This is a genomic window from Collinsella sp. TF06-26 (genome assembly GCF_002232035.1).
Taxonomy (GTDB): Bacteria; Actinomycetota; Coriobacteriia; order Coriobacteriales; family Coriobacteriaceae; genus Collinsella.
In genome coordinates, this window is the sequence record NZ_NKXR01000012.1 from 1 (window position 1) to 22,444 (window position 22,444).

Here is a 22,444-nt window from a genome sequence, read left to right on the forward strand (position 1 = left end):
CGGCTGATCCGGTCCGACCGGGCCGCGCGGCAAGGAGATATATTGCCAGACCGCGAAGCCCTGTGGGTCGTCAATTCCACTCTTCACAAGTCCTACACAACATATCGCTTTCTATAGCTAATAGAAAGACTGGTGCGGATCTTCCGCACGTATCAGATGATGACCCTTTGGTTTAGAAATATATAGAGATCGGTCACCTGTAAGTGTCTATCTACCCGCGCTTTTAGCAATGTAAACCGCGCTTCAGATAAAAAGAGGGAGCGCCGCGCACAACGCGACACTCCCCTAGCGATTCAAGAGAATCTATTAGGCCTCGAGAGCCTTCTTGGCAATGGCAGCCAGCTCGTTGAAGGACTCGATGTCCTCGTAAGCCATCTGAGCCAGGACCTTGCGGTCGAGCTCGATGCCGGCAACCTTCAGGCCGTGCATGAACTGAGAGTAAGAGATGTCGTTCAGGCGAGCAGCAGCGTTGATACGGGTGATCCAGAGAGAACGGATCTCGCGCTTCTTGTTGCGGCGATCACGATACTGATACTGCAGGGAGTGCTGGACCTGCTCTTTAGCATGCTTGTAAGTACGCGAAGCGGCACCGTAGTAACCCTTCGCACGGTGCATAACGGTACGGCGCTTCTTCTTGGCGGCAACAGCGCGCTTAATACGTGCCATGTTCTATCAACTCCTAGACGGTAAAACGAAAAACGGGAACGCGAACTTAGGCGAGACGCGACTTGATGACCTTGCGGTCGGCAGCGGCGATCTCGGTCTCCTGACGGAAGCCACGCTTACGCTTGGTGGACTTCTTGCTCAGGATGTGGCTCTTGAAAGCCTTGGCGCGCATAAGCTTGCCGGTACCAGTCTTGCGGAAACGCTTCTTGGTGCCGCTGTGGGACTTCATCTTAGGCATGAAATACTCCTTAATCGGTTACAGAACACTAGTTACTTGCTATCGCTTGCCGCTTTATCCTCATCGAAGGCGCCCTTAATCGGGGCGAGCAGCATAAGCATGTTACGGCCTTCCATCTTAGGCTTGGACTCGACCGTAGCGTAAGGCTTGAGATCCTCGGCGAGACGCTCGAGAACGTTAAGGCCCTGCTCCGGGTGAGCCATCTCACGGCCGCGGAACATGATGGTGATCTTAACGCGTGCGCCCTTCTTGAGGAAACGCAGAACGTGGCCCTTCTTGGTCTCGTAGTCGCCAACGTCGATCTTGGGTCGGAACTTCATTTCCTTGACCTCGACCTTGGACTGGTTCTTACGAGCAGCCTTGGCCTTCATGGCCTGCTGGTACTTGAACTTACCGTAGTCCATGACCTTGCAGACCGGCGGCTCCGCGTTGGGAGCGATCTCGACCAGGTCGAGACCCTGATCGTCGGCGACGCGCTGGGCATCGCGGATGGCGAACAGGCCGAGCTGAGAGCCATCGACGCCAATCAAACGACACGAAGATGCAGTGATCTCGTCGTTGATGCGGGTGTCATCAGACTTAGCTATTTTCCCTACCTCCATTCATAAAAAAATAACCCGGCGCTTCTCAGCAACCAGGTCGTACACATAGACTTCCTCGATTTGAGGAAGGGAATCTAAGTTGTATGACCAGTCAGCTGCTCATTGGCGCCAAAAGGTGGGAACCCTCAGGTTCCTCTTTAGGGCATTGCGGGAACAACGCCTTGCGAATAATAACACGTACAGCGCGTTATCACATTACGTACACGAAAAAGGGACCTTGACCCCCTTGAACGCTCGCTTGCATGTATGGTGCTCGAGGCGAGACTCGAAGGGCCTTCGCTTCGCGAAGCCCCGGGCTTCGGGCGCGTGGCGCCCTCGCCACGCTCCGCTACAAACAGGCCACAGGCCTGTTTGCTTAACGCTTCGCGCGCTCACGCGAGTTCGGCACGAAAAAGGGGGCCGCAACCCCCTTGAACGCTCACTTGCATGTATGGTGCCCGAGGCGAGACTCGAACTCGCACGTTGTTGCCAACGGTGGATTTTGAGTCCACTGCGTCTGCCAATTCCGCCACTCGGGCACGCAATGCGTGAGTTAGTTTATCACAGCTTTCTACCGATTAGTCCGAAAATGGAACTTCGAGCATTTCGATGAGTTCGACCGTGCGGAGCATCTCGCGCCGACGGCATCCGCGACCGTCGACCGAAGCCTCACCCATCTGGTTATCGTAAGGGTCCTCGCGCATGCCGTCGAAAGAGGGCTCAAACTCTGCCTGGAATCGATTGTTGGCCACCATACGCCACGGGTCGAGATTGCCAAAGTAGTGACGGCGGCGCCACTCCTCCCCCATCCTGCGAGCAGAAGATCCAAATGACACGTCGGCGTTGAGCCATCCGGTCTGCGGCGTATAGAACTCTGCCCAGTCGTGCGACCCCACCGAATCGGGCGCAACATACAGGCCGCTCTGCCAACGGGCAGGCACGCCCGCGATACGGCACATGGTGATAAACGTGAGCGCCATAACGCCGCAATCGCCGCGGAGCGAATGCGCGCAGTCATCGGCAATAGATCCCAAAAGCAAGTACGGCGGCTGATAGCGATAGTCGATGTACTGCGTCAGGTAATCATAGATAGCACGGGCGCGATCGAGCGGATCCTCGAGCCCGTCAATGACACGGGCTGTCAGCTGCTGTAGATACGGCGTGAATGCAATGTGCGGACGGTCCTCGGAGGTGTCCACGGGCAGTGGCGTGTCCATGCAAGGATGCACCGGAAGCGCACCCCCATAGACATCACGATAAGCGGCATCAATTTGATAGCGATAGGTCACCGAGAATGAGCGCTCACTCGAAGAAGACCACGAGGCGGTACGCGCCGAAGCATTCGCGGGGGCAACAGCACCCTCCGGCGTCATATCGAGAACCTCGATATGAGACTGTTGACGACAGGCGGCGGCAACGGGTAGCCACGCGCGAACGGTCTCCCCTTCCAGAGCGCCGGGGACAGACACGGACGCTTTAAGCGTAATGACGCGAGCCAATCCGTTTTGTGACTCCATCTCCTTGAGCATCTCGTTGCGCAGTGCTATTCCGTCCGTAGAATCGGGCCGCATGCCGGGAACCTCTTTGGGATATACGCGAAGCGAATCGAGGAAGTTGTCGAGAACGAACAGTTCGCCATCGATAAAGCGCCAGTCAATACGCTTACGATTAATCAGGTCATCAAACTGCTCTTCGGTAAACTCTGGCCACTCCTCGCGAATCATCGCAATAGCCTGGTCGCGCGACACCGAAAAATGAAGCGGCGTCTCGAGCATGCGATACCGCTCGGCACGAACACAAGCAGCCAGCGAAGGCTCGGAGTTCTGCTCCAAAAGGCGATCGCAGGCAGCAACAGCCTGCGTCAAATACCCGGCATCCATAAGACGAAGAATCTCGGGCGGCAGTCCAACATCGAGATGACGAAAGTCATCACAGCAAACATCAGCAGAGCAACCAACTGGACCCTCGTCAATAACCTTCCCATCCGAAGGCAGCACATTAATAACAGCCATACCAAAACTCCAAGTCACTAGAACGCTTGAAGCCCATTGTAGCGAGATAAAAAGAAAGCCCCAACAAGGGAGCCATCAACACCGCTGAACGGTAACCATATAACTAAAATCAGACCAGTAACCCTGTAGCAAGTTAACAAAGGAGGCCCCGTTTCCCCGGAGCTGATTCCGTCGCGCGACTTCTGGCAAAGCCAGTAGCCATCTTAATTCAGACTCGTAACCCTGCGGCGTTAAACGAAGGAAGCCCCGTCCCCCGGAGCTGTTTTCTTGGCGCGACTTCTGGCAAAGCCAGGTGAGCGCAAAGGAAACAGTGTAGGGGGACGGGGCTTCCGGCGGGAAGTTTAGCGACGCTTACGCCTTGTTGACGGAGCCAAACTCCTCCATGAGCTCCTTGGTGCGGGCAACGATGTTGTCGCGACCAGGCTTGAGGAGCTTGCGGGGGTCAAAGCCCTTGCCCTGCTGATCCTTGCCAGCCTCGATGTACTCGCGGACGCCCTTGGCGAAGACGAGCTGCAGGTCGGTGTTGACGTTGATCTTGGAGATGCCCAGGGAGATGGCCTTCTTGATCTGATCCTCGGGGATGCCGGTGCCACCGTGCAGAACGAGGGGCAGGTCACCGGTCTGGGCCTTAATCTCGCCCAGACGCTCGAAGGAAAGACCAGCCCAGTCGGCGGGGTACACGCCGTGGATGTTGCCGATGCCGCAGGCGAGGAAGTCGACACCCAGGTCAGCGATCTGCTTGCACTCAGCAGGATCAGCGAGCTCGCCGCTGGAGGTCACGCCGTCCTCGGTGCCGCCGATGCCGCCGACCTCGGCCTCGATGGACATGCCCTTGGAGTGAGCAAGCTCAACGAGCTCCTTGGTGCGGTCGAGGTTAAGCTGGAAGGTCTCCTCGTGAGAGCCGTCATACATGATGGACGTGAAGCCGGCCTCGATGCACTTGAAGCAGTCCTCGTAAGAACCGTGATCGAGGTGAAGGGCGACGGGAACGGTAACGCCCGTGGCCTCGACGGCAGCCTTGACCATGTCGGCGCAGACCTTGAAACCGCCCATCCACTTAGCGGCACCAGCGGTGCACTGAAGGATCAGCGGAGACTTGGCCTCCTCGGCGGCCTGGAGAATAGCCAGGGTCCACTCGAGGTTGTTGGTGTTGAAGGCACCAAGACCGTACTTGCCGGCCTCGGCCTTCTTGAGCATGTCTGCTGCGTTGACGAGCATAAAAGAAACCTCCTGTAAGGTTGCTCCGATAACGCCTGAGATTTTACCACGGCGCACCCGAGCATAAACGTTCGTTTGTTCACGAATATCGTCCAAACAGACTTTTTTGACCGTTTGCCCTACGAAATCGACCCGTTGGGGAAAAATAGCTTGACGTTTGGACGCTTCTCGTGCTTCAAAAGCCGACTATTAAGCTAAATCTGCATGAAAGGGTTCTGCATGAGCTCGCGTGCCATGGTGGTCGAATCGCCATGACCGGTTAGGCAAACGGTATCGGGCGGGAGAAGCCGGGCGAGCTTGGAGAGCGAGCGCAGAATCGCCGCCTCGTCTCCTCCAGAAAGATCGGTGCGGCCGTGCCCACCCGGAAACAGGGTGTCGCCCACAAAGGCAATGTTCCCCTGCTCGGTGGCAGCAAACAAGACGATCCCGCCCGGCGTATGCCCTGGCGTCTCGATCACCTGCAGGTAGATATCGCCCACCTTGATAGCATCTCCCTCGGCGAGCAGGTGCGTCGGCTCCCCGGGGTCAGGCGTCTCAATGCCCCACATAGCTCGCTGTTCCTCGATGTTCGCATGCGGCACCGCCACATCCTTAGCACACAGCTCATACTGGCAGCCCTCGCCAACGGTGGTTCGCACGCCTGCAACACCACCAACATGATCGGCATGGCCATGAGTGCATACGGCGCCAAACACGCGTACGCCGGGATGCTCGGCTCGAATATGCTCCACCAGGCGTTCGCCTTCCCATGCGGGATCGATAATCACGCACTCATTGTCCGAAATAACAGCATAGCTATTGGTCTGAATGGGACCGTTTACGAGCGTCTCGATCTCGACCGATCCCTTGGGAGTTAAATCCAAGGACACAGCACTCATGTCCCTCTCCTCTCTATAGAACTCGAGGCATCAAACGATGCCTCGAGTGTAGCGAATATCGATAATGTGACACGTTCGTCGCGACTAAACGCGGCGCTTAAGCTGGGCTCCACCCTCACCGGGCATCAGGCGGCGCGCGTCGTAGACCGAGTCAACGCTGCTGATGGAGGCCAGCAGCGGATCCAGACCACTCGCGTCCGAGATCTCGACCATAAAGCGCAGGGTTGCAATACCCTCGCGGTTGGTCGACGTGGCGGCAGAAAGGATATTGCCGCCCGCATCGCCAATGGCAATGGTGACATCCTTGAGCAGGCCCATGCGGTCCAGGCACTCGACCACGATCTCGACCTGGAAGAGGGTGTCGGCAGCGCCGTCCCACTCCACTTCGATCATGCGCTCGGGATGCTCCATAAGACCCTTGACGTTGGGACAGTTGGCGCGATGCACCGAAACGCCACGACCGCGCGTGATGAAGCCGACGATGTCGTCGCCCGTCACGGGGTTGCAGCAATGAGCCAGACGGACCAGTAGGCCGCTGTTGCTCTCGCCCTTGACGATAATGCCGTTACTGGCGCTCTTGCCGCGCTTTTGCGGCTTGCGGTTGGAGCCGCGAGCAGGCTGCTTCACGACCTCGGCGATAGCCTCGGCCTTGGTGAGCTGTTCCTCGGGCTTGGGGTCCAAGATTTGCTCGACCTTATTGCCCACAGCGCGCGGGGCAACCTTGCCGGCGCCGACGGCGGCAAACAGGTCCTCGAGCTGCTTGAAGTTAAACTGCTCCGCCACGGCGTTGAGCGCACGCGTCGAACGCGGCGTAGAAATGCCATAGCCACGCTTACGCAGGTCCTTAGCCAGCATATCGCGACCAGCAGCAGCGTCGTCGTCCTTGGTCGCAGCGGCAAAATAGCGGCGGATCTTTGACTTGGCGGAAGGTGTCTTAACGATCTTGAGCCAATCACGCGACGGCTTGGAACTCTTGTTAGTCAGAATCTCGACACGGTCACCCGTCTTAATCTCGTGCGTGAGCGGAGCCACCGCACCGTTGATTTTGGCGCCGACGCAATGGTTTCCCACCTCGGTGTGAACGGCGTAGGCAAAGTCGAGCGGCGTGGAGCCGGCACGAAGCGCCATGACCTCGCCCTTGGGCGTAAAGACAAAGATCTCCTGATCGAAGAGGTCGACCTTCAGCGAATGCAGGTATTCCTTGGCATCGGTGATCTCGTCGGAAGCCGCCCAATCGAGCGAATGCTTGAGCCAGTTGATCTGGTCGTCCAAACGTTGAGCGTCATTGGTCTTGGAAGCAGACGATCCGCCCGACTTCTTATATAGCCAGTGGGCGGCAATGCCGTACTCGGCCTGCTCATGCATCTCATAGGTTCGAATCTGAATCTCGAGCGGGCGAGCCGTGGGGCCGATGACCGTCGTGTGGAGCGACTGGTAGTTATTGACCTTGGGCATGGCGATATAGTCTTTAAAGCGGCCGGGCATGGGGTGCCACAGCGTGTGCACCGCGCCGAGCGTGGAGTAGCAATCGCGCACCGAATGCGTGATGACGCGCAGTGCCACCAGGTCGTAGATCTCGGAGAATTCCTTGCCCTTGCGCTTCATCTTTTGGTAGATGGACCAATAGTGCTTGGAACGGCCGTTGATCTGGAAGTCTTCCAGGCCAATGCGGTTGAGCTCGTCGGTGAGCGTCTTGATGGTCTCGGCCAGATAGCGCTCACGGACCTCGCGCGACTCCGCCACCATGCGTGCGATGCGCTGGTAGGCATCGGGCTCCAGGTAGAAGAAGGACAGGTCCTCGAGCTCCCATTTAATGGAGCTCATGCCCAGACGGTCGGCCAGGGGCGCATACACGTCCATGGTCTCGCGAGCCTTAAACAGGCGACGGTCCTCACGCAGGGCTGCAAGGGTGCGCATGTTGTGCAGACGGTCGGCAAGCTTAACGATGATGACGCGGATGTCCTTGGACATGGCGAGGAACATCTTTCGCAGCGTGAGCGCCTGTTTCTCGTCCATACTGTCGACTTCGATGTTGGTGAGCTTGGTCACGCCATCGACGAGCTCGGCCACCGTATCGCCAAACAGGCCGGAAACATCGGCAAGCGAGGTCTCGGTATCCTCGACGGTATCGTGCAGCAGCGCGGCGCACACTACATCGCAGTCCATCTTGAGATCGGCCAAAATGATGGCCACCTCGACGGGATGGTTGATGTACATCTCACCCGAGCGGCGCTTTTGGTTGCAGTGCTTCTCGGCAGCAAAGCAATAGGCCTGCTCCACCTTAGAAAAGTCGTCCTCATTCATATATTTGAGGCACAGGCGCTCCAGTTTGTCGTAGCTGTCCGCCATAATCTCGGGCGGCAGCTCATCGGCATGCTTATAGTGCTCCATCTCCGAGAACGGCTGGAGGGTGGAATCATGGGCGGTACGGGCTGCGGCATCCATCGAGGTCCCCTTCCCCTAGGCCCGCGGTACGATCGGGCGGTTAACTTTGGCTAGCATATCAGAAGCGCACGAATCGAGCGCCCAACTCCGGAAAGCCGAGAACTCCATGCGCGAGCGCAAGCCCTCCAAATAGCGAATTGACCTGCTCAATTGCACACGGCCGGGGTTTTCGGCCATCGCGATGCGACGGGTGTCGTCAAACCCCGAAATGCGACAGAAACCAAGCTCTTCGAAGATTCCCAGGCCACTTTCCACCGAGCGCTCGTCGACCGGCGTGCGAGCATCGATGGCAAGGCACATCTGCGCGATGTCGATATCGCTTGCGCAGAATGAATCATCCCCGGTCTTACCGCGGTTGGAGCGCCACATGGTCTGCAACGCACGATAGAGTGTGACGAGTTCGTCGCGCTCGGGTGCGTAGCAGTCGAGCAGGCGCTCGTTGATGCGGGCGTCGCGCGACGAATAGAGCAGGTGGATCACGGCGGGCTGTCCGTCACGACCGGCACGCCCGCTCATCTGGTTGAACTCAATGGCGCCAAACGGCATGTGGTACAGCACGACATGGCGGATATCGGGCAGATTGACACCCTCGCCAAAGGCAGAGGTCGAGACGATGCAGCTGAGGCTTCCGTCTCGGAATGCTTCCTCCACGCGGCGGCGATCGGAGCGCGCAAGCCCCGCGTTATAGAACGCGATATGGGTTGCGCAATCGGGCACACGCTTGCGCAACGTCTTGGCGAGCGCCACGGACTGGTCGCGCGAATTGACGTAAATGACGGTCTTCTCCCCCGTCGCCACGATCGACACCAAACGGTTCTCGCGGCTCGCAAGGTCGCGGTCGTCCTCGAGCTGCAGGTTCTCGCGCACCGTCTCGTCGACCACCGTGCGAGTAATCGGCAGCATGCGGGCAAGCTCGGCCACGACCGGAGCCGTCGCGGTGGCCGTCGCAGCCATAACAACCGGGTCGCCCAGGGCTTTGAGGATATCGGGCATGTCGAGATAGGCGCTGCGGTCGCCGCCCTTGGCAAGGCCGGCGTGGTGCGCCTCATCGATAACGACAAAGCCGATGCGGCCCGAACGCGCGAAGCGGTCACGGTGGATAGATAGGAACTCGGGCGTCGTGAGCACGATACCGGTGCGGCCCGAAGCTAGGCCGGCGAACACATCATCGCGTGCGGCCTCCACGGTCTCGCCGGTCAGCACGCCAACGCCAATGCCAAGCGCTGCCATCGTCGACGAGAGGTGATAGGCCTGGTCGGCAACAAGCGCGCGCAGCGGATAGACAAAGATGCTCGCACGTCCGCGAAGGACAGCCTCGCGCGCAGCATGTACATGGAAGATGAGAGACTTGCCGCGGCCCGTTCCCATAACGGCCAAGACGCTCTGGTGGTCGGCCAAGGCATCGAGCGCCTCAACCTGCGCGCGGTGCGGCTGGTTCGATCCGATAAAGCTATGGATAAGCGAGCGCGTGAGCTCGGTATAGGAAAGCTGGGCGAGCGTCTCGCGCTTACGCGACTCCAGGCGCAGGCCGGAATCCGCCGGCTGCACGCCACGACGAAGCTCGCATGCCGGATCATCGACGCTGGGCAGCGTGGTATCGCGAACCAGAACATCCTTGATCATGAGCTTGGGCTTCACACGCCCCTGCCAATGCTCGGCAACGGCCTCGAACACCAAGTCGACAGCGCTATCGCAGTTGATGAGCTTATCGATTTGCGGCACGCGGAACATAATGGCCGGCACACTCGCGGCGCCATCGGTCGCCACAAAGCGCATGTGCTCGCCGGTTTTGCCCACCACGGCGCGGTCGCACATCGTCACGCCCTCGGCAGCCAGCAGCGGCACCTTGTTGCCCTGGCCAAACGGCTCAAGACGGGAGATCTGCTCGATGGTCTCGATATTCAGCTCGGAAAGGTCGACGGTGGCGGCGACCTCGTCGGTGTCTTCAAAGTCCTCGGCGGAAAGCTCCGATAGCACGGCGGAAAGGCGGCGGCGGAACTCATCGAGCTTGGATGCCTCGATGGTCACACCCACCGCACCGGCATGTCCGCCGCGACGAATCAGCAGGTCGGAACAACGCTCGACGGCGTCAAACAGGTTAACTTTGCCCACCGAGCGACCAGAGCCGCGCGCGATACCGTCCTCGATCGAGAACAGCAGCGCCGGCACGTGATAGCGATTGGTCAAGCGGCTCGCCACGATGCCTTTGACGCCCTCGTGCCAGCCCTCGCCGCCCACGACGATTGCGCGCCCGCCGTCATAAGTCTCCTCGACCTTCGCCATGGCATCGCGCGTGAGCTCCGCCTCGATCTCACGGCGTTGGCGATTGATTTCCTCGAGCTCGGCTGCCAGTGCACTTGCTTCGATAGGATCACGGGCAAGCAGCAGGTCGAGCGCCAGCTTGGGATCAGCCATGCGGCCGGCAGCATTCAGACGAGGGATGAGCGAAAACGACAGGCCGTCGGCCGTAATGGTAGAAAGGTCGGCCTTGGCAAGTGCGGCAAGCGCGATATAGCCGGGACGGGCCGTCACGCGCATCTGCTGGATGCCCTCGGCGACCAGTGCGCGATTCTCGGGCGTGAGCGGCATCATGTCGGACACGGTGCCCAGCGCCGCGACCTCGATCAGCGAACGCCAATACGACGGCTTGCCCAAACGCTCGCCCAGGACCTGCACCAGCTTGAGTGCCACGCCGGCACCGGCAAGCTCGCGCGAGGGGCCCTCGTCCTCGAGCTTGGGGTCGGTCAGGGGCACGCCCTGCGGCACCTGGTCGGAGGGCTCGTGATGGTCCGTGACCACCAAATCAATCCCCAGGCTCTCCAGATAGGAGACTTCTTCCTTGGCGGCAATACCGTTATCGACGGTCACGATCAGCTGAGGGCGAGCGAGCTCGTTAACGCGGTCGAGCGCCGCGCGCGAAAGACCGTAGCCCTCGTCAAAGCGATGCGGAATAAACGGCGTGACATCGGCGCCAAACGTGCGCAGTGCCTCGGTCAACAGGCAGGTCGACGTAATACCGTCAACGTCAAAATCGCCAAAGACCGCAATGTGCTCGTGGTTGCAAATAGCACGCTCGACGCGGTCGGCAACGACCGACATGCCCGGGATAATGAGTGGGTCGGCCCAGTCGCGATCGAGCGAAGGCGTCAAAAACAGCTGACCTTCTTCGATGGATGTAATGCCGTGCGCGACCATAATACGCGCCACCAGCCCGGGAATGCCCAGGCCAGCCGAAAGCTCCTTTTCGAGCTCGGGGTTTTGCTGAGCGACCGCCCAGCGATGCGTCGTCTTAAGCGATGACATAGGCGCCCACCCCCGATAGGGGCAGGTCGCCGCGATACCTCTCACGGTTCATAGCGATGAGTCCTCTGTGTATGCCCGCTTCGGCAGGCAGATCTGTTGAACGGATTTATTATACCGTGCAGAGCAGACGCAAATCGCCGCAGCACGCCGCGGTTTCGGTAAACGATGCCGGTAATAGCCTCGAAATATTCGAGCGTTTCTGACGCACGGACGCATGCGAGCGTCTAGCATATCCATTCAAAACGGGTTCACGGGCAAAGGGAGTCACAAGCGCATATGAAGCAATGGGTTGGACTGGGCAAGTTTCTCGCGGGGCACATGCAGGTCATCGTTCCGATTTGCGTGGCACTCGGCGTGCTCTTTCCCCAACAGATTGGCGTACTCAAGCCCATCGTTCCCACCTTGTTTGCCTTTATGACGTTTCAGGGTGCGCTCAGCAACACCTTTCACCAGGTAACCGAGGTGTTCCGCCGTCCGTTGCACCTAGTCTTGGCGCTGCTCGTCTCGGCGGTGCTTATTCCCATCGCGGCGTATGCCATGGGGTCACTCTTCTTTGGCTCCAACCCCAACCTTGTCTGCGGCATTGTGCTCGAATACAGCGTGCCCGTGGCCGTCACCGCTTTTATGTGGATCAGCATGTTCGGCGGCAACGGCCCGCTCGCGCTCACCATCATCCTGACGTCCTCGGTCATCTCACCTGTGACGATTCCGCTTACGCTCAAGCTCCTGCTGGGCGCCACCGTCTCGATCGACGTGCCGAGCATGATGCAGAACATGGCCTTTATGATCGCCATCCCCGCTGTGCTCGGTATTGCCATCAATGAACTCACGCGCGGCTGGGGCCACGAGAAACTCTCTCCCGTGCTCTCGCCCGCCTGCAAGTTCATGATGATGGGCGTCATCGCGTCCAACTCCACCGCTATGAGCGAGTACGTGCTGCACATAAACGCGGTGCGCCTGGAAGTCGCCCTCTTTATTTTGGTCTTCGCCATCAGCGGCTTTGTCGTCGGTTTTCTGGTCGCACGTGCGCTGCATCTGCCATATAGCGAGACGACTACCATGTGCTTTACCTGCGGCATGCGCAACATCTCTTCGGGTGCCGTCATCGCCACGCAGTACTTTCCGGGCGAGGTCGTGTTCCCCGTCATGTGCGGCACGCTGTTTCAGCAGGTGCTGGCCTCGATTATCGGGCATCTCTTTGAGTGCCTAACCTGCGAGGAGCGCACCAAACAGCGCAAGCGGGTCGAAGCCGGCCGCGACGCCATGGCGCGCTAGGCTGTCCGCATTACGCGGGTGTTAGTCTTGCTATACGAGCGTTTCCAGATGCGCACGCAGACGCTCAGCATCGATATCGAGCGTCGTCTCGGCATTGACTTGGGCCAAACGATAGCCGACAAAGTAGGGCGAAACCACCCAACGCGGCAGCGCCTTGGCAATGGTCCGACCGCCCAGGTGATAGAAGAACAAGTTGTACGACTCTGCGCGACCACCGTGGTGCTCGTTTAGGATATAGCGCAGAGCTACCTGGATCGCATCGGCAAAGAGATCCGCCTCGGCTTGGTCTCGTGCGTCATCGCTGGCGGCGATTCCCTGCGGGGCTGAAACGTTGATCTCAAAGAACCCCATGATCGGTTCGGTTGAGATATTGACCGAGATTCTCCCCTGTTGCCAGACATTGATGCCTTCGAAATTGGCGGAAGTCAGCGAAGTGTAGCCGTCTTCCTGCTCCAAACCCACAATCTGCATGTGCGGATGAACGAGACTACCGCCCGAGAGCGGACCCTTGTTCTTGTACATGAGAACGCTGCGATACTGCTGTGAATCGATCATCTGCTGCCAGCAACCCAGGGCAAACCGCATCACATGGTGGAGTTCATCCGGCTCATAGATCACCAGGTCGGCATCGTGATCGGCCGACTCGATCAGCACGGTTTGACGGGTGGCGCGCAGGGTCTTGAACTTATTCTCGAGCCAGATGCAGTCACCATCGCGCCGGATGATATCGGCAAGTTCCTCGGTATCGCAAAAGGGACACGCGGTGCCAGGGCGCCGGTTGTCGTCGGGCTTACCGTTCGCCTGCTGAACGTCAAATACCAGCGCCACGGGTTACGCCTCCAGCGGCACGATCTTGGTGCCATGGAGCTCGGAGACGCTCAATGCCGCCGCCACGGTATCGCGGTTGGCCGTAGAAATGCCGCCGCCGGGAAGGATGGTCAGGCGGTCGCCCGCATACTCGACAAGACGCGACAGGTGCTCCAGGTTGTCCTCGATCGGCGTTCCGGCAGCACCACCATGCGTCAGGATGCGCGTGATGCCGCAGTCGGCGAGTGTGTCAATGGCGTCCAGCTGAGCCTCGGGCGAGAGCTGGTCAAAGGCCATGTGGAAGGTGATATCGATGGCCCCGCGCTTGCACTCCTCGGTCGCGCAGCCCGTAGCCATCACGAGGGCGCCGAGGGTGAGCTCGTCGAGCGCCCAGCCGCCGGCACAGGGCTTGCAGCAGCCAAAGACCAGGCCGTCAACGCCGGCGCTCACGGCAAGACCCAAGTCCATCTCCATCATGCGCAGCTCGTCCTGGTTGTAGTGAAAGTCACCGCCACGCGGGCGAATCATGCACATCACTCGCGCGTCATGCTCGTGAGCATAGCTGACCGTAGTGCTGATAACGCCGGCCGAGGGCGTGGTACCACCGACGGCAAGGTTGTCGCACAACTCGATGCGCTTAGCACCGGCATCGATAGCCGCCGGCACACGCTCAAAGTTCTCGGCACAAAACTCGTACAGCATAGATAGCCCCCAGGAGACATTTCGATTTCCACACAGCATTGTCGCACGTTAAATAGCAACCCGCACGATGGAACAAAACCTTGACAAGGAGTGTCCCAAAGTGCCGGCACATAAGGAACGTCCCCAGGTGCCACCTTGAGCGATGGGTACTCATTTAAGTACGTCCCCAATGAGTACCCGCAGGGGACAGACAGACCGGACTCCCTATACGACAACTGTTGACATCATATACTATGTGTCATATAGTAGGTGTTACACAGTATACTACGAAAGGAGGTGTGCGGATGGAGGCACAGATGAAGCGCGGCTTCCTCGAGGCCTGCGTGCTCGCGGCCGTCTCGGGCGAGGAATCCTACGGCTATCAGATCGTGAAGGACGTGCCCGCGAGTATGGGGCTCACGGAATCCACGCTCTATCCGTTGCTCAAGCGCCTGGAGAAGGCGGGCTGCATCACCGCGCGCTCCGCCGAGCACAACGGGCGGCTGCGGAGGTACTACCGCATCACGGACGCCGGGCGCGAGCGTATCGCCGAGTTCCTCGCCGAATGGCCATCCGTGCAGGAGATCTACCGTTACGTGGAGGGGGCGCACCATGACGCGCGATGAGTTCTTGAACCGGCTGGGCGAGCTTCTGGCCTGCCTGCCGGCAGATCAGGTAAAGGAAACGCAGGAGTTCTACGCGGAGGCCATCGCCGACCGTATGGAGGACGGCATGACGGAGGCCGAGGCTGTGGCCGCCATGGGCACGCCCGGTGAGGTCGCCGAGGCAACGCTCGACGAACTGCCCGCCGTGCCGCGCGCGATCGCGAGGACCAAGCGCAAGAGCACGGCACTTCTATGGGCGCTCGCCATCGTGGGCTCTCCGGTATGGATTCCGCTGCTGCTCGCGTTCGTCGCCGTTGCCGCTGCAGTCTACATCTGTATTTGGGTTCTTGCGCTCTGCGTGTGGATCGTGGCCGCGGCATTCGGGGGCACGGGCCTGGTAGGGCTCCTGTTCGCCGTGGACGGCATCATTATCGGGCATGTTCCGTACGTTTTGGCCTCGATGGGAATGGGATTCGCTTCCATCGGTGTGGCGCTCCTCACGGGAGCCGGCGCCTGGACGGCGTCCAAGCAGATCGCGCGCCTCTCTGCCCTTTGGGCGAAGAAAGCCGTTTCGCCCTTCTGGAAAGATCGAGGCAATAAGAGCCGCATGGGCGCCGAAGCGGCGCCGCTCACGGCATAGGAAGGAGTGCAAACATGTCCAGCGTAAAAAGGATTTACCTTGCCGTAGCGGGTGGGCTTGTTGCCACGGGGCTCGTCCTGGCTGCTATCGGATTTGTGGCCTCCGGCTTTAACCTCGCTGTGCTCAACACGCAGATCGACCTGCGCGATGACACCATCATTCTGGGTGGTGTTGAAATAGACGACCCGACAGGGCTTCCACTCATCGAGCAGCTTGCCGAGGTCGGCGAGATCCATATTGGATCTGCAACGACTGGTTCGTCTTCTCCTCGCAAATGATCGAGCTCGTAGCAGCCGTCCCCCCCCTTCGGGCGCACCACGACGGGCATGAGCACGCCGCGCTCGGAGCCTTTTTGCGAGACCTTCCGTCACGCTCTTCCTGCGTGGTGAACCGGTCATCGACCGACGAGAGGCTGATGGGAATCTCTCGACTTCGGGCCAATCCCGCTCACCGATCTGGTCTTCCTTCGTGATGCGCACATAAGCGAGCAGACACCGCGCAGTGCTTCAGCGCGGCCGCACTTCCACGTCTATGACGGAGGTGCCCGGCGGCGTCTTGGCAATCCCCTTGTTTGCAGGCGTTAGCGCGTGGGGATCGCCCACTCGGGGGTCGAGGCCGCCGAGGACGGCGGCGAACCTCGCGGTGTCATTCGACATCGCGAGGTTCCCGGACCATGACCACCTGGCCTCGTACCGCGGCATAGCCCCAAGGGTGAGGAGCTTCGGCACGTCGATCAGGGCGCCCGCGCAGCGTCGGCCGGTCCGCCGTTCGGCAGAACGGCGGAAGTCCCTAGCCGCCCAGGTAAGCCTTGCGCACGTTGTCGTCGTGCAGGAGCTCTTGGCCGGTGCCGGTCATGGTGATCTTGCCGGTCTCGAGCACGTAGCCGCGCGTGGCGATTGAAAGCGCCATCTGGGCGTTCTGCTCGACCAGAAGCACCGTGGTGCCGGCCTTGTGCAGGTCCTCGACAATCTGGAAGATCTGCTCAATCAGAATCGGCGCCAGACCCATGGAAGGCTCATCGAGCATGAGCAGCTTGGGGTTGCTCATAAGGGCGCGCCCCATAACGAGCATCTGCTGCTCGCCGCCCGAAAGGGTGCCGGCAACCTGGCGACGGCGCTCCTTAAGGCGCGGGAACTGCTCGTAGACGCGCTCAAGGCCCGGAGCCACCGTGGACTTGGGCTGCGTGTAGGCGCCCATCTCCAGGTTCTCCTCGACCGTCATCTGCAAAAAGGCGCGACGGCCCTCGGGAACCTGAGCCAGGCCCTTGCCCACCAGCTTGTCGGCAGGCGTATGGGTAATGTCCTCGCCCATAAACTTGATGGAGCCGGTCTTGGAGCGCAGCAGGCCCGAGACGGTCTTAAGCGTCGTGGACTTGCCGGCGCCGTTCGCGCCGATCAGGGCCACGATCTCGCCCTCGTTGACGTTAAAGGAGATGTCCTTGATGGCGTGGATGGCGCCGTACCAGACGTTAATGTTGTAGACGGAAAGCATCGGCTCTGCCATTTAGTTCTCCCCCTTATCCTGCTTGCCCAGATACGCCTCGATAACGGCATCGTTATTCTGGATCTCCTCTGCCGTGCCCTTGGCGATGACCTTACCAAAGTTGAGCACGCAGATACCCTCGCAGATGTTCATGACGAGCGACATGTCGTGCTCGATAAGCATGATGGCGATGCCAAAGGTGTCGCGGATCTTGACGATGTTCTCCATGAGCTCCGCGGTCTCGGACGGGTTCATGCCGGCAGCAGGCTCGTCGAGCAGCAGCAGCTTGGGGTTGGTGGCAAGCGCGCGGACGATCTCCAGACGACGCTGGGCGCCGTAAGGCAGCGAGCCGGCCTGCTCGTTTGCCAGGTGCTCCATATCAAAGATGGACAGCAGCTCCATGGCGCGCTCGTGGGCGGCCTTCTCGTGCTTCCAGTACGTCGGCAGACGCAGCACGCCCTCAAAACCAGAGTAGCGCTCCTGGTTGTGCAGGCCGACCTTAACGTTGTCCTCCACCGTCATGGTGTTGAACAGGCGAATGTTCTGGAACGTACGGGCGATACCCATACGGTTGACCTGGTAGACGGACTTGCCCGAGGTGTCCTCGCCGTCGAGCAGGATAGTACCGTGCGTGGGCTGGTACACCTTGGTGAGCAGGTTGAAGACCGTGGTCTTACCGGCACCGTTGGGACCGATCAGACCGGCGATCTCGGTCTTACCGATGGTCAGGCTAAAGTCGTCGACTGCCTTAAGGCCGCCAAATTCAATGCCCAAGTGGATGCACTCGAGCGCCGGGCGCTGGCCCAGGTCGCGGTCGGGAACGATGGCGCCAGAAGGATACGGGACCATCTTGCCCTTGTTGAACTCAAACTTACTGGGCATCGGCTGCTACCTCCTTCTTGGAAGCAAAGCGGTCCTTAATGCGTGCGAAGAACGCCTTGAGCTGCGGGTTGTTGGTAAAGATCATGACCAGGATCAGCACGATGGCGTAGATGAGCATGCGGTAGTCCGAGAACTGACGGAGCAGCTCGGGAAGCACCGTGAGCAACGCCGCCGCGATGACGGAGCCGCGCATATTGCCCAGACCGCCCAGGACCACGAATACCAGGATGAGGATGGACGTGTTGAAGTCGAACTTGGTGGCGGAAAGCTGCGAGAAGTTACCGCCGAAGAGGGCTCCGGCAGCGCCGGCGAGAGCGGCGGAAACCACGAAGGCGATCATGCGGTACTCGGTGACGGAGATGCCCACGGACTCGGCAGCGATCTTGTTGTCGCGCACGGCCATAATGGCACGGCCGGTACGGCTGCGAACCAGGTTGAGCACGATCACGAGTGCGACCATGACCAGGACGGCACCGGCGAGGAAGGTCGAGTACGTCGACACGCCCGATGCGCCCTGGGCGCCCTTGATGATGGCGGTGCCGTCCTCGAGCAGGTGCAGGTCGTCGATCGTGGAGTTACCTGTAATGTTAAAGATCACATGCAGGCCGCGGGAGTCGACGCCCACGATAAGGCAGGTGACGATCTCTTTGATGATCTCGCCAAAGGCCAGCGTCACGATAGCCAGGTAATCGCCGCTCAGGCGAAGGACCGGGATGCCGATCAAGAAGCCCAGGATGGCGGCAGCGATGGCGCCGACCACGATGCTGATGATAAGGCGCACCGGATCGGAGGGAACGGCGCTCTCCAGCGCGACGGCGGTGACGATTCCCGTATAGGCACCGACACTCATAAAGCCCGCGTGGCCCAGCGACAAGTCGCCCGCGATGCCGACGACGAGGTTAAGGGAGATGGCCATGACGATATAGGCCGTAATGGGAACCAGCTGACCGGCGATCATGCGCGGAATCATGTGGTTGGACTGCATAAAGAACACGATGGCGAACGCCACAAGGCACATGGCGTACGTAACAAAGTCGTGACGCGTCTGCTTGTCTTTAAGAAACTTCATAACGCTCACCTACACCTTCTCGGGGACGTACTTGCCCAAGAGGCCGGCAGGCTTGACGAGCAGGACGATGATCAGAACACCAAAGACGATGGAGTTGGCAAGGCTCGTGGAAATGTAGGCCTGCGCCATCGCCTCGATGATGCCGATGAGAATGCCACCGACAAAGGCGCCGGGGATGGAGCCGATACCGCCAAAGACGGCGGCGTCGAAGGCCTTGATGCCAGGCATGGCACCCGTCGTGGGCTGCAGCACCGGCGAGTAGGAGCACAGGAGCACGCCGGCGATGGCGGCAAGGGCAGAGCCGATGGCAAACGTCATCGAGATGGTGCGGTTGACGTTGATGCCCATGAGCTGAGCGGCGGCCTTGTCCTCGGACACGGCGCGCATGGCTTTGCCCATCTTGGTCTTACCTGTAAAGAACATCAGGCCGGCCATGATAACCAGGCAGGCGACGATGGTGACGAGCGACACGGCGCTCACGTTGAACTTGGCCAAGAACTCCGGCACCGGGAAGGTGACGAGCGAAGTGAAGTTCTTGGGCGTGGCGCCCCACAGAAGCTGCGCGGCATTCTGCAGGAAGTAGGACACGCCGATGGCCGTGATCAAAACGGCCAGCGGGCCTGCTTGGCGCAGCGGCTTATAGGCCAGACCCTCAATGAGAACACCGAGAACCGTGCAGACCACGCAAGAGAGAATTACAGATGCCCAGCCCGGGAGGCCGAGATACGACGTGGCGCAGAACGAGACATAGGCACCGACCATGATGACGTCGCCGTGAGCGAAGTTCAGCATCTTGGCGATACCGTAGACCATGGTGTAGCCCAACGCGATGATGGCGTAGACGCTGCCCATGGACAGGCCGTTGACCAGGTATTGGATAAAGACCGTCATGTTCCACATCCCCCTTTCGAATAGGTTTCCAGTTGATGTATGAAACAGGGACGTTACACTGTCCCTAGATACCAAGCAAGCAGGGAAGGCCAAAACCTCCCCTGCTTGGGATCAAAACCGCTCTATGTAAGGCGGTCTATTAGGCCTGTACGTACTTGCCATCGGTGATAACGTACGCCGTGGGGTCCTTCTGGACCTGACCCTTATCGTTCCAGGTGAGCTTGCCGGTCAGACCGTCAACGGTAATCTTGAGCATAGCCTTGGGCAGCTTCTCGGCGACCTCGGTCGGATCGGCGTCGACACCAAGACCGGCCTCCTTGAGGGCCTCAGCCACCGCGTGCACGCCATCGTAGGCGTCGGCGGCAAACTGGTCGGGGGTATCGCCGTACTTATCCTTGTAAGCGTTGACGAAGTCGGCATTCTTCTCGTCGTCGGCGGAGAACGGGGTCATAAGCAGCAGGCCCTCGGCAAGAGAAGTGTCGAAGCCCTCAACGCCCAGGATGCCGTCCATGCCGTCGCAGCCCATCATCTTGACGTCGTAGCCCATGTCCTTGGCGTTCTTGAGCAGGACGGACGCCGGCGTGTAGTAGATCGGCGCGAAGATCATGGTGGCGCCGGCCTGCTTGGCCTTGGTCAGCTGGTTGGTAAAGCTCGTGGCAGAGTCGTCCTTAAAGGTCTCCTCGTCAACAATCTCGAGCTTAGACTCAGCGACCTGGGCCTTAAAGGAATCTGCGATACCCGAAGAATAGGCGTCGCCGGAGTTATAGAACAGTACGAACTTCTCGTCCGCATACTTCTGCGCCAGGAACTTGGCAGCGTTGACGCCCTGGTTGGGGTCGGTAAAGCAAACCTGGAAGACGCAATCCTTGCCGTCGGTGACGTCCTCGGAGGACGCGGACGGGGTGATCATGAACGTCTTGGGGTCGTTACCGCACTCTGCGGCAACGGCAACCGACGCACCCGTGGTGGTCGGGCCGACAAGGGCCTGCATGCCCCAGTCGAGCAGGGTATTAAAGGCGTTGACGGCCTTCTCGCCGTCGGCCTGGTCGTCCTCGGCCTTGCTGGCAAGCGGCAGCTCCTTGGTGGAGAAGTCCTTGCAGCCAAGCTCGACGCCCTGGGTAACGGACTTGCCGTAGGACGCGGCGGCACCGGTCAGCGGGCCGATGGTGCCGATCTTAAACGAAGCGTCGCCCGAAGCGGAACCGCTGTCGCCGCCGTTGGAGGAGCAGCCAGCTAGAATGGACATCGCCCCCAGACCTGCTGCGCTCGCGATAACGCTCCTGCGATTCATAACAGGGTTCAATGACTTACCGGTGAGGCTCGACATGCGGCTCTCCTCTCAAATCTCGTCGGGTTTCGGTTACCCAACAGGCCATCCTTCGCCGTGTTCGGCGTTCGCAAAATAGTAGACGCTTTAGTTGAGAAAAGTGGCGATTATTTCAACTATTCTTTTGTTTTGTCCGTTTATCCATAATTATGCGTATTTCTATTGGTTTATGCAGTTTAGCCACTTTATTGTGTGAAAGTAATGTTTCCATTCTGTTACAAGCTTCCCTGTCCTGATTAAAACGGCCTCACCGGTAGCGCTTTATACGCACTTAGGCGGCGATGTACTTGCCGTCCTGGATCACATAGGCTGTAGCGGGCTTCTCGACTTGGCCCTCGTCGTTCCACGTGAGCTCGCCCGTCAGGCCCTCGATCTTGATCTTGCGCATGGCCTTGGCAAGATCGCCGGCAATGTCGGCGCCGTCGGCCGTAATATCGATGTCTGCCTTATCGATAGCCTCGACAATCGCATGGACGCAGTCATAGGCATCGGCGGCAAACTGGTTGGGCGTCTCGTCGTAGGCGTCCTTATATGCCTTGACAAAGTCGGCGTTCTTCTCATCGTCGGCAGAGAACGGGGTCATGAGCAGCACGCCCTCGGCAAGGGAGGTGTCGAAGCCCTCAACGGAGAGCAGGCCGTCCATGCCGTCGGTACCCATGAGGGTCATGTCGTATCCCATGTCCTTGGCGTTCTTGAGCAAAACGGACGCCGGCGTGTAGTAGATCGGCGCAAAGATGAGCGTGGCGCCGGCCTCCTTGGCCTTGGTGAGCTGGTTGGTAAAGCTCGTGGAGGAGTCGTCCTTAAAGGTCTCGGTATCGACGATATCAAGTTTGGACTCCTTGGCCTGCTCGGCAAAGGCATCGGCAACACCCGAGCTGTACGTATCGCCGGAGTTGTAGAACAGGGCGATCTTGGCGTCTGCATACTTCTCGGCCAAAAACTTGGCAGCACTCGCGCCCATGGTGGGGTCGGTAAAGCAAACCTGGAAAACCGTGGTCTTGTCCTTGGTGACGTCGAGGGACGAAGCAGAGGGCGTGACCATGAGCATATCGTCGGCGATCTCGCCCGAGACAGCGACGGCGGCACCAGTCGTGACGGGGCCGACGAGCGCCTGCATGCCCCAGTCGCACAGGGTATTGAAAGCGTTGATAGCCTTCTCGCCGTCGGCGACGTCATCCTCGGACTTAAGCGAGAGTTTGAGGTCCTTGGTCGAGAAATCCTTGGCGGCAAGCTTGGCACCCTTCTCGGCCGAAACGCCATAGGTTGCCGCGGCGCCGGTCAGAGGGCCGATGACACCGATCTTGAAGGTCTTGCCGTCATCGGCGGTGCCGCCGTCCGAGCCACCCGACGAGCAACCAGCGAGTGCGGCGGTGCTGCCGAGCGCCGCAGCGCCGGCGAGAAAGTTCCTACGGCTGAGCGTGCTGTTGATGTTGAACATGGTGTC

General features: G+C 59.7%; 21 protein-coding genes and 1 tRNA gene. 5 read left to right on the forward strand and 17 right to left on the reverse strand.

Going from position 1 to position 22,444, the window contains the following annotated elements; translation table 11 throughout:
• Window positions 1–306: 306 nt before the first annotated feature.
• From rplT to recJ, 9 genes are all read right to left on the reverse strand, one after another.
• Window positions 307–666 (reverse strand): 50S ribosomal protein L20, encoded by a 360-nt coding sequence (rplT, locus tag CHY22_RS07350; protein WP_022094123.1) that lies wholly within the window; start codon window positions 664–666, stop codon window positions 307–309.
• Between the two features lie 46 nt (window positions 667–712).
• Window positions 713–904 (reverse strand): 50S ribosomal protein L35, encoded by a 192-nt coding sequence (rpmI, locus tag CHY22_RS07355; protein WP_006234422.1) that lies wholly within the window; start codon window positions 902–904, stop codon window positions 713–715.
• 32 nt (window positions 905–936) lie between these two features.
• On the reverse strand, window positions 937–1,506 hold the full coding sequence (gene infC / locus CHY22_RS07360; protein ID WP_089573296.1) for a translation initiation factor IF-3: 570 nt from the start codon (window positions 1,504–1,506) through the stop codon (window positions 937–939).
• 431 nt (window positions 1,507–1,937) lie between these two features.
• A tRNA-Leu gene (locus CHY22_RS07365) sits at window positions 1,938–2,024 on the reverse strand.
• 39 nt (window positions 2,025–2,063) lie between these two features.
• A complete protein-coding gene (locus CHY22_RS07370; protein ID WP_089573297.1) occupies window positions 2,064–3,497 on the reverse strand; it encodes a transglutaminase-like domain-containing protein in 1,434 nt (477 codons plus the stop codon).
• A 351-nt stretch (window positions 3,498–3,848) separates the two neighbouring features.
• A complete protein-coding gene (fba, locus tag CHY22_RS07375; RefSeq protein ID WP_035137086.1) occupies window positions 3,849–4,715 on the reverse strand; it encodes a class II fructose-1,6-bisphosphate aldolase in 867 nt (288 codons plus the stop codon).
• 194 nt (window positions 4,716–4,909) lie between these two features.
• Window positions 4,910–5,593: an MBL fold metallo-hydrolase gene (locus tag CHY22_RS07380; RefSeq protein WP_089573298.1), complete on the reverse strand. Its 684-nt coding sequence runs from the start codon at window positions 5,591–5,593 to the stop codon at window positions 4,910–4,912.
• 84 nt (window positions 5,594–5,677) lie between these two features.
• Window positions 5,678–8,038, reverse strand: coding sequence for a bifunctional (p)ppGpp synthetase/guanosine-3',5'-bis(diphosphate) 3'-pyrophosphohydrolase (locus tag CHY22_RS07385; RefSeq protein WP_089573299.1), 2,361 nt, complete (start codon window positions 8,036–8,038; stop codon window positions 5,678–5,680).
• A 15-nt stretch (window positions 8,039–8,053) separates the two neighbouring features.
• On the reverse strand, window positions 8,054–11,341 hold the full coding sequence (recJ, locus tag CHY22_RS07390; protein ID WP_089573300.1) for a single-stranded-DNA-specific exonuclease RecJ: 3,288 nt from the start codon (window positions 11,339–11,341) through the stop codon (window positions 8,054–8,056).
• A gap of 276 nt (window positions 11,342–11,617) precedes the next feature.
• Here recJ and CHY22_RS07395 point away from each other — a divergent pair, with 276 nt between their 5' ends.
• Complete coding sequence (locus tag CHY22_RS07395) at window positions 11,618–12,616, forward strand: bile acid:sodium symporter family protein (protein WP_089573301.1); 999 nt, start codon at window positions 11,618–11,620, stop codon at window positions 12,614–12,616.
• 30 nt (window positions 12,617–12,646) lie between these two features.
• Here CHY22_RS07395 and CHY22_RS07400 read toward each other — a convergent pair whose 3' ends face one another.
• Together CHY22_RS07400 and CHY22_RS07405 are read right to left on the reverse strand one after the other, a co-directional pair.
• The gene (locus CHY22_RS07400) at window positions 12,647–13,444 is read right to left on the reverse strand and encodes a DUF4931 domain-containing protein (RefSeq protein ID WP_089573302.1); all 798 of its coding nucleotides are present in this window, start codon (window positions 13,442–13,444) and stop codon (window positions 12,647–12,649) included.
• A gap of 3 nt (window positions 13,445–13,447) precedes the next feature.
• The gene (locus CHY22_RS07405; RefSeq protein WP_089573303.1) at window positions 13,448–14,125 is read right to left on the reverse strand and encodes a copper homeostasis protein CutC; all 678 of its coding nucleotides are present in this window, start codon (window positions 14,123–14,125) and stop codon (window positions 13,448–13,450) included.
• Window positions 14,126–14,409: 284 nt separating this feature from the next.
• Between CHY22_RS07405 and CHY22_RS07410 the strand changes: the two genes are divergently transcribed.
• The 4 genes from CHY22_RS07410 (at window position 14,410) to CHY22_RS09980 (ending at window position 16,249) form a co-directional block, all read left to right on the forward strand.
• Window positions 14,410–14,730 (forward strand): PadR family transcriptional regulator, encoded by a 321-nt coding sequence (locus CHY22_RS07410; protein WP_187362357.1) that lies wholly within the window; start codon window positions 14,410–14,412, stop codon window positions 14,728–14,730.
• On the forward strand, window positions 14,717–15,349 hold the full coding sequence (locus CHY22_RS07415; RefSeq protein WP_089573304.1) for a DUF1700 domain-containing protein: 633 nt from the start codon (window positions 14,717–14,719) through the stop codon (window positions 15,347–15,349). The genes CHY22_RS07410 and CHY22_RS07415 overlap by 14 nt, the downstream gene beginning before the upstream one ends.
• A gap of 14 nt (window positions 15,350–15,363) precedes the next feature.
• Complete coding sequence (locus tag CHY22_RS07420) at window positions 15,364–15,627, forward strand: hypothetical protein (RefSeq protein WP_089573305.1); 264 nt, start codon at window positions 15,364–15,366, stop codon at window positions 15,625–15,627.
• 253 nt (window positions 15,628–15,880) lie between these two features.
• On the forward strand, window positions 15,881–16,249 hold the full coding sequence (locus CHY22_RS09980; RefSeq protein WP_143759222.1) for a transposase: 369 nt from the start codon (window positions 15,881–15,883) through the stop codon (window positions 16,247–16,249).
• Here the strand turns inward: CHY22_RS09980 and CHY22_RS07430 are convergent.
• The 6 genes from CHY22_RS07430 to CHY22_RS07455 form a co-directional block, all read right to left on the reverse strand.
• A complete protein-coding gene (locus CHY22_RS07430; protein ID WP_035137222.1) occupies window positions 16,139–16,840 on the reverse strand; it encodes an ABC transporter ATP-binding protein in 702 nt (233 codons plus the stop codon). The two genes, CHY22_RS09980 and CHY22_RS07430, sit on opposite strands and share 111 nt — an antisense overlap.
• Window positions 16,841–16,852: 12 nt before the next feature.
• Entirely contained in the window at window positions 16,853–17,713 is an 861-nt protein-coding gene (locus CHY22_RS07435) for an ABC transporter ATP-binding protein (RefSeq protein WP_089573307.1), read from the reverse strand.
• Complete coding sequence (locus CHY22_RS07440) at window positions 17,703–18,782, reverse strand: branched-chain amino acid ABC transporter permease (RefSeq protein WP_089573308.1); 1,080 nt, start codon at window positions 18,780–18,782, stop codon at window positions 17,703–17,705. The genes CHY22_RS07435 and CHY22_RS07440 overlap by 11 nt, the downstream gene beginning before the upstream one ends.
• Window positions 18,783–18,791: 9 nt before the next feature.
• Window positions 18,792–19,673: a branched-chain amino acid ABC transporter permease gene (locus tag CHY22_RS07445; RefSeq protein ID WP_089573309.1), complete on the reverse strand. Its 882-nt coding sequence runs from the start codon at window positions 19,671–19,673 to the stop codon at window positions 18,792–18,794.
• A 139-nt stretch (window positions 19,674–19,812) separates the two neighbouring features.
• Window positions 19,813–21,000, reverse strand: a complete 1,188-nt coding sequence (locus tag CHY22_RS07450) for an ABC transporter substrate-binding protein (protein ID WP_089573310.1) — start codon at window positions 20,998–21,000, stop codon at window positions 19,813–19,815.
• Between the two features lie 271 nt (window positions 21,001–21,271).
• Window positions 21,272–22,438: an ABC transporter substrate-binding protein gene (locus CHY22_RS07455; RefSeq protein WP_089573311.1), complete on the reverse strand. Its 1,167-nt coding sequence runs from the start codon at window positions 22,436–22,438 to the stop codon at window positions 21,272–21,274.
• Window positions 22,439–22,444: the final 6 nt, after the last annotated feature.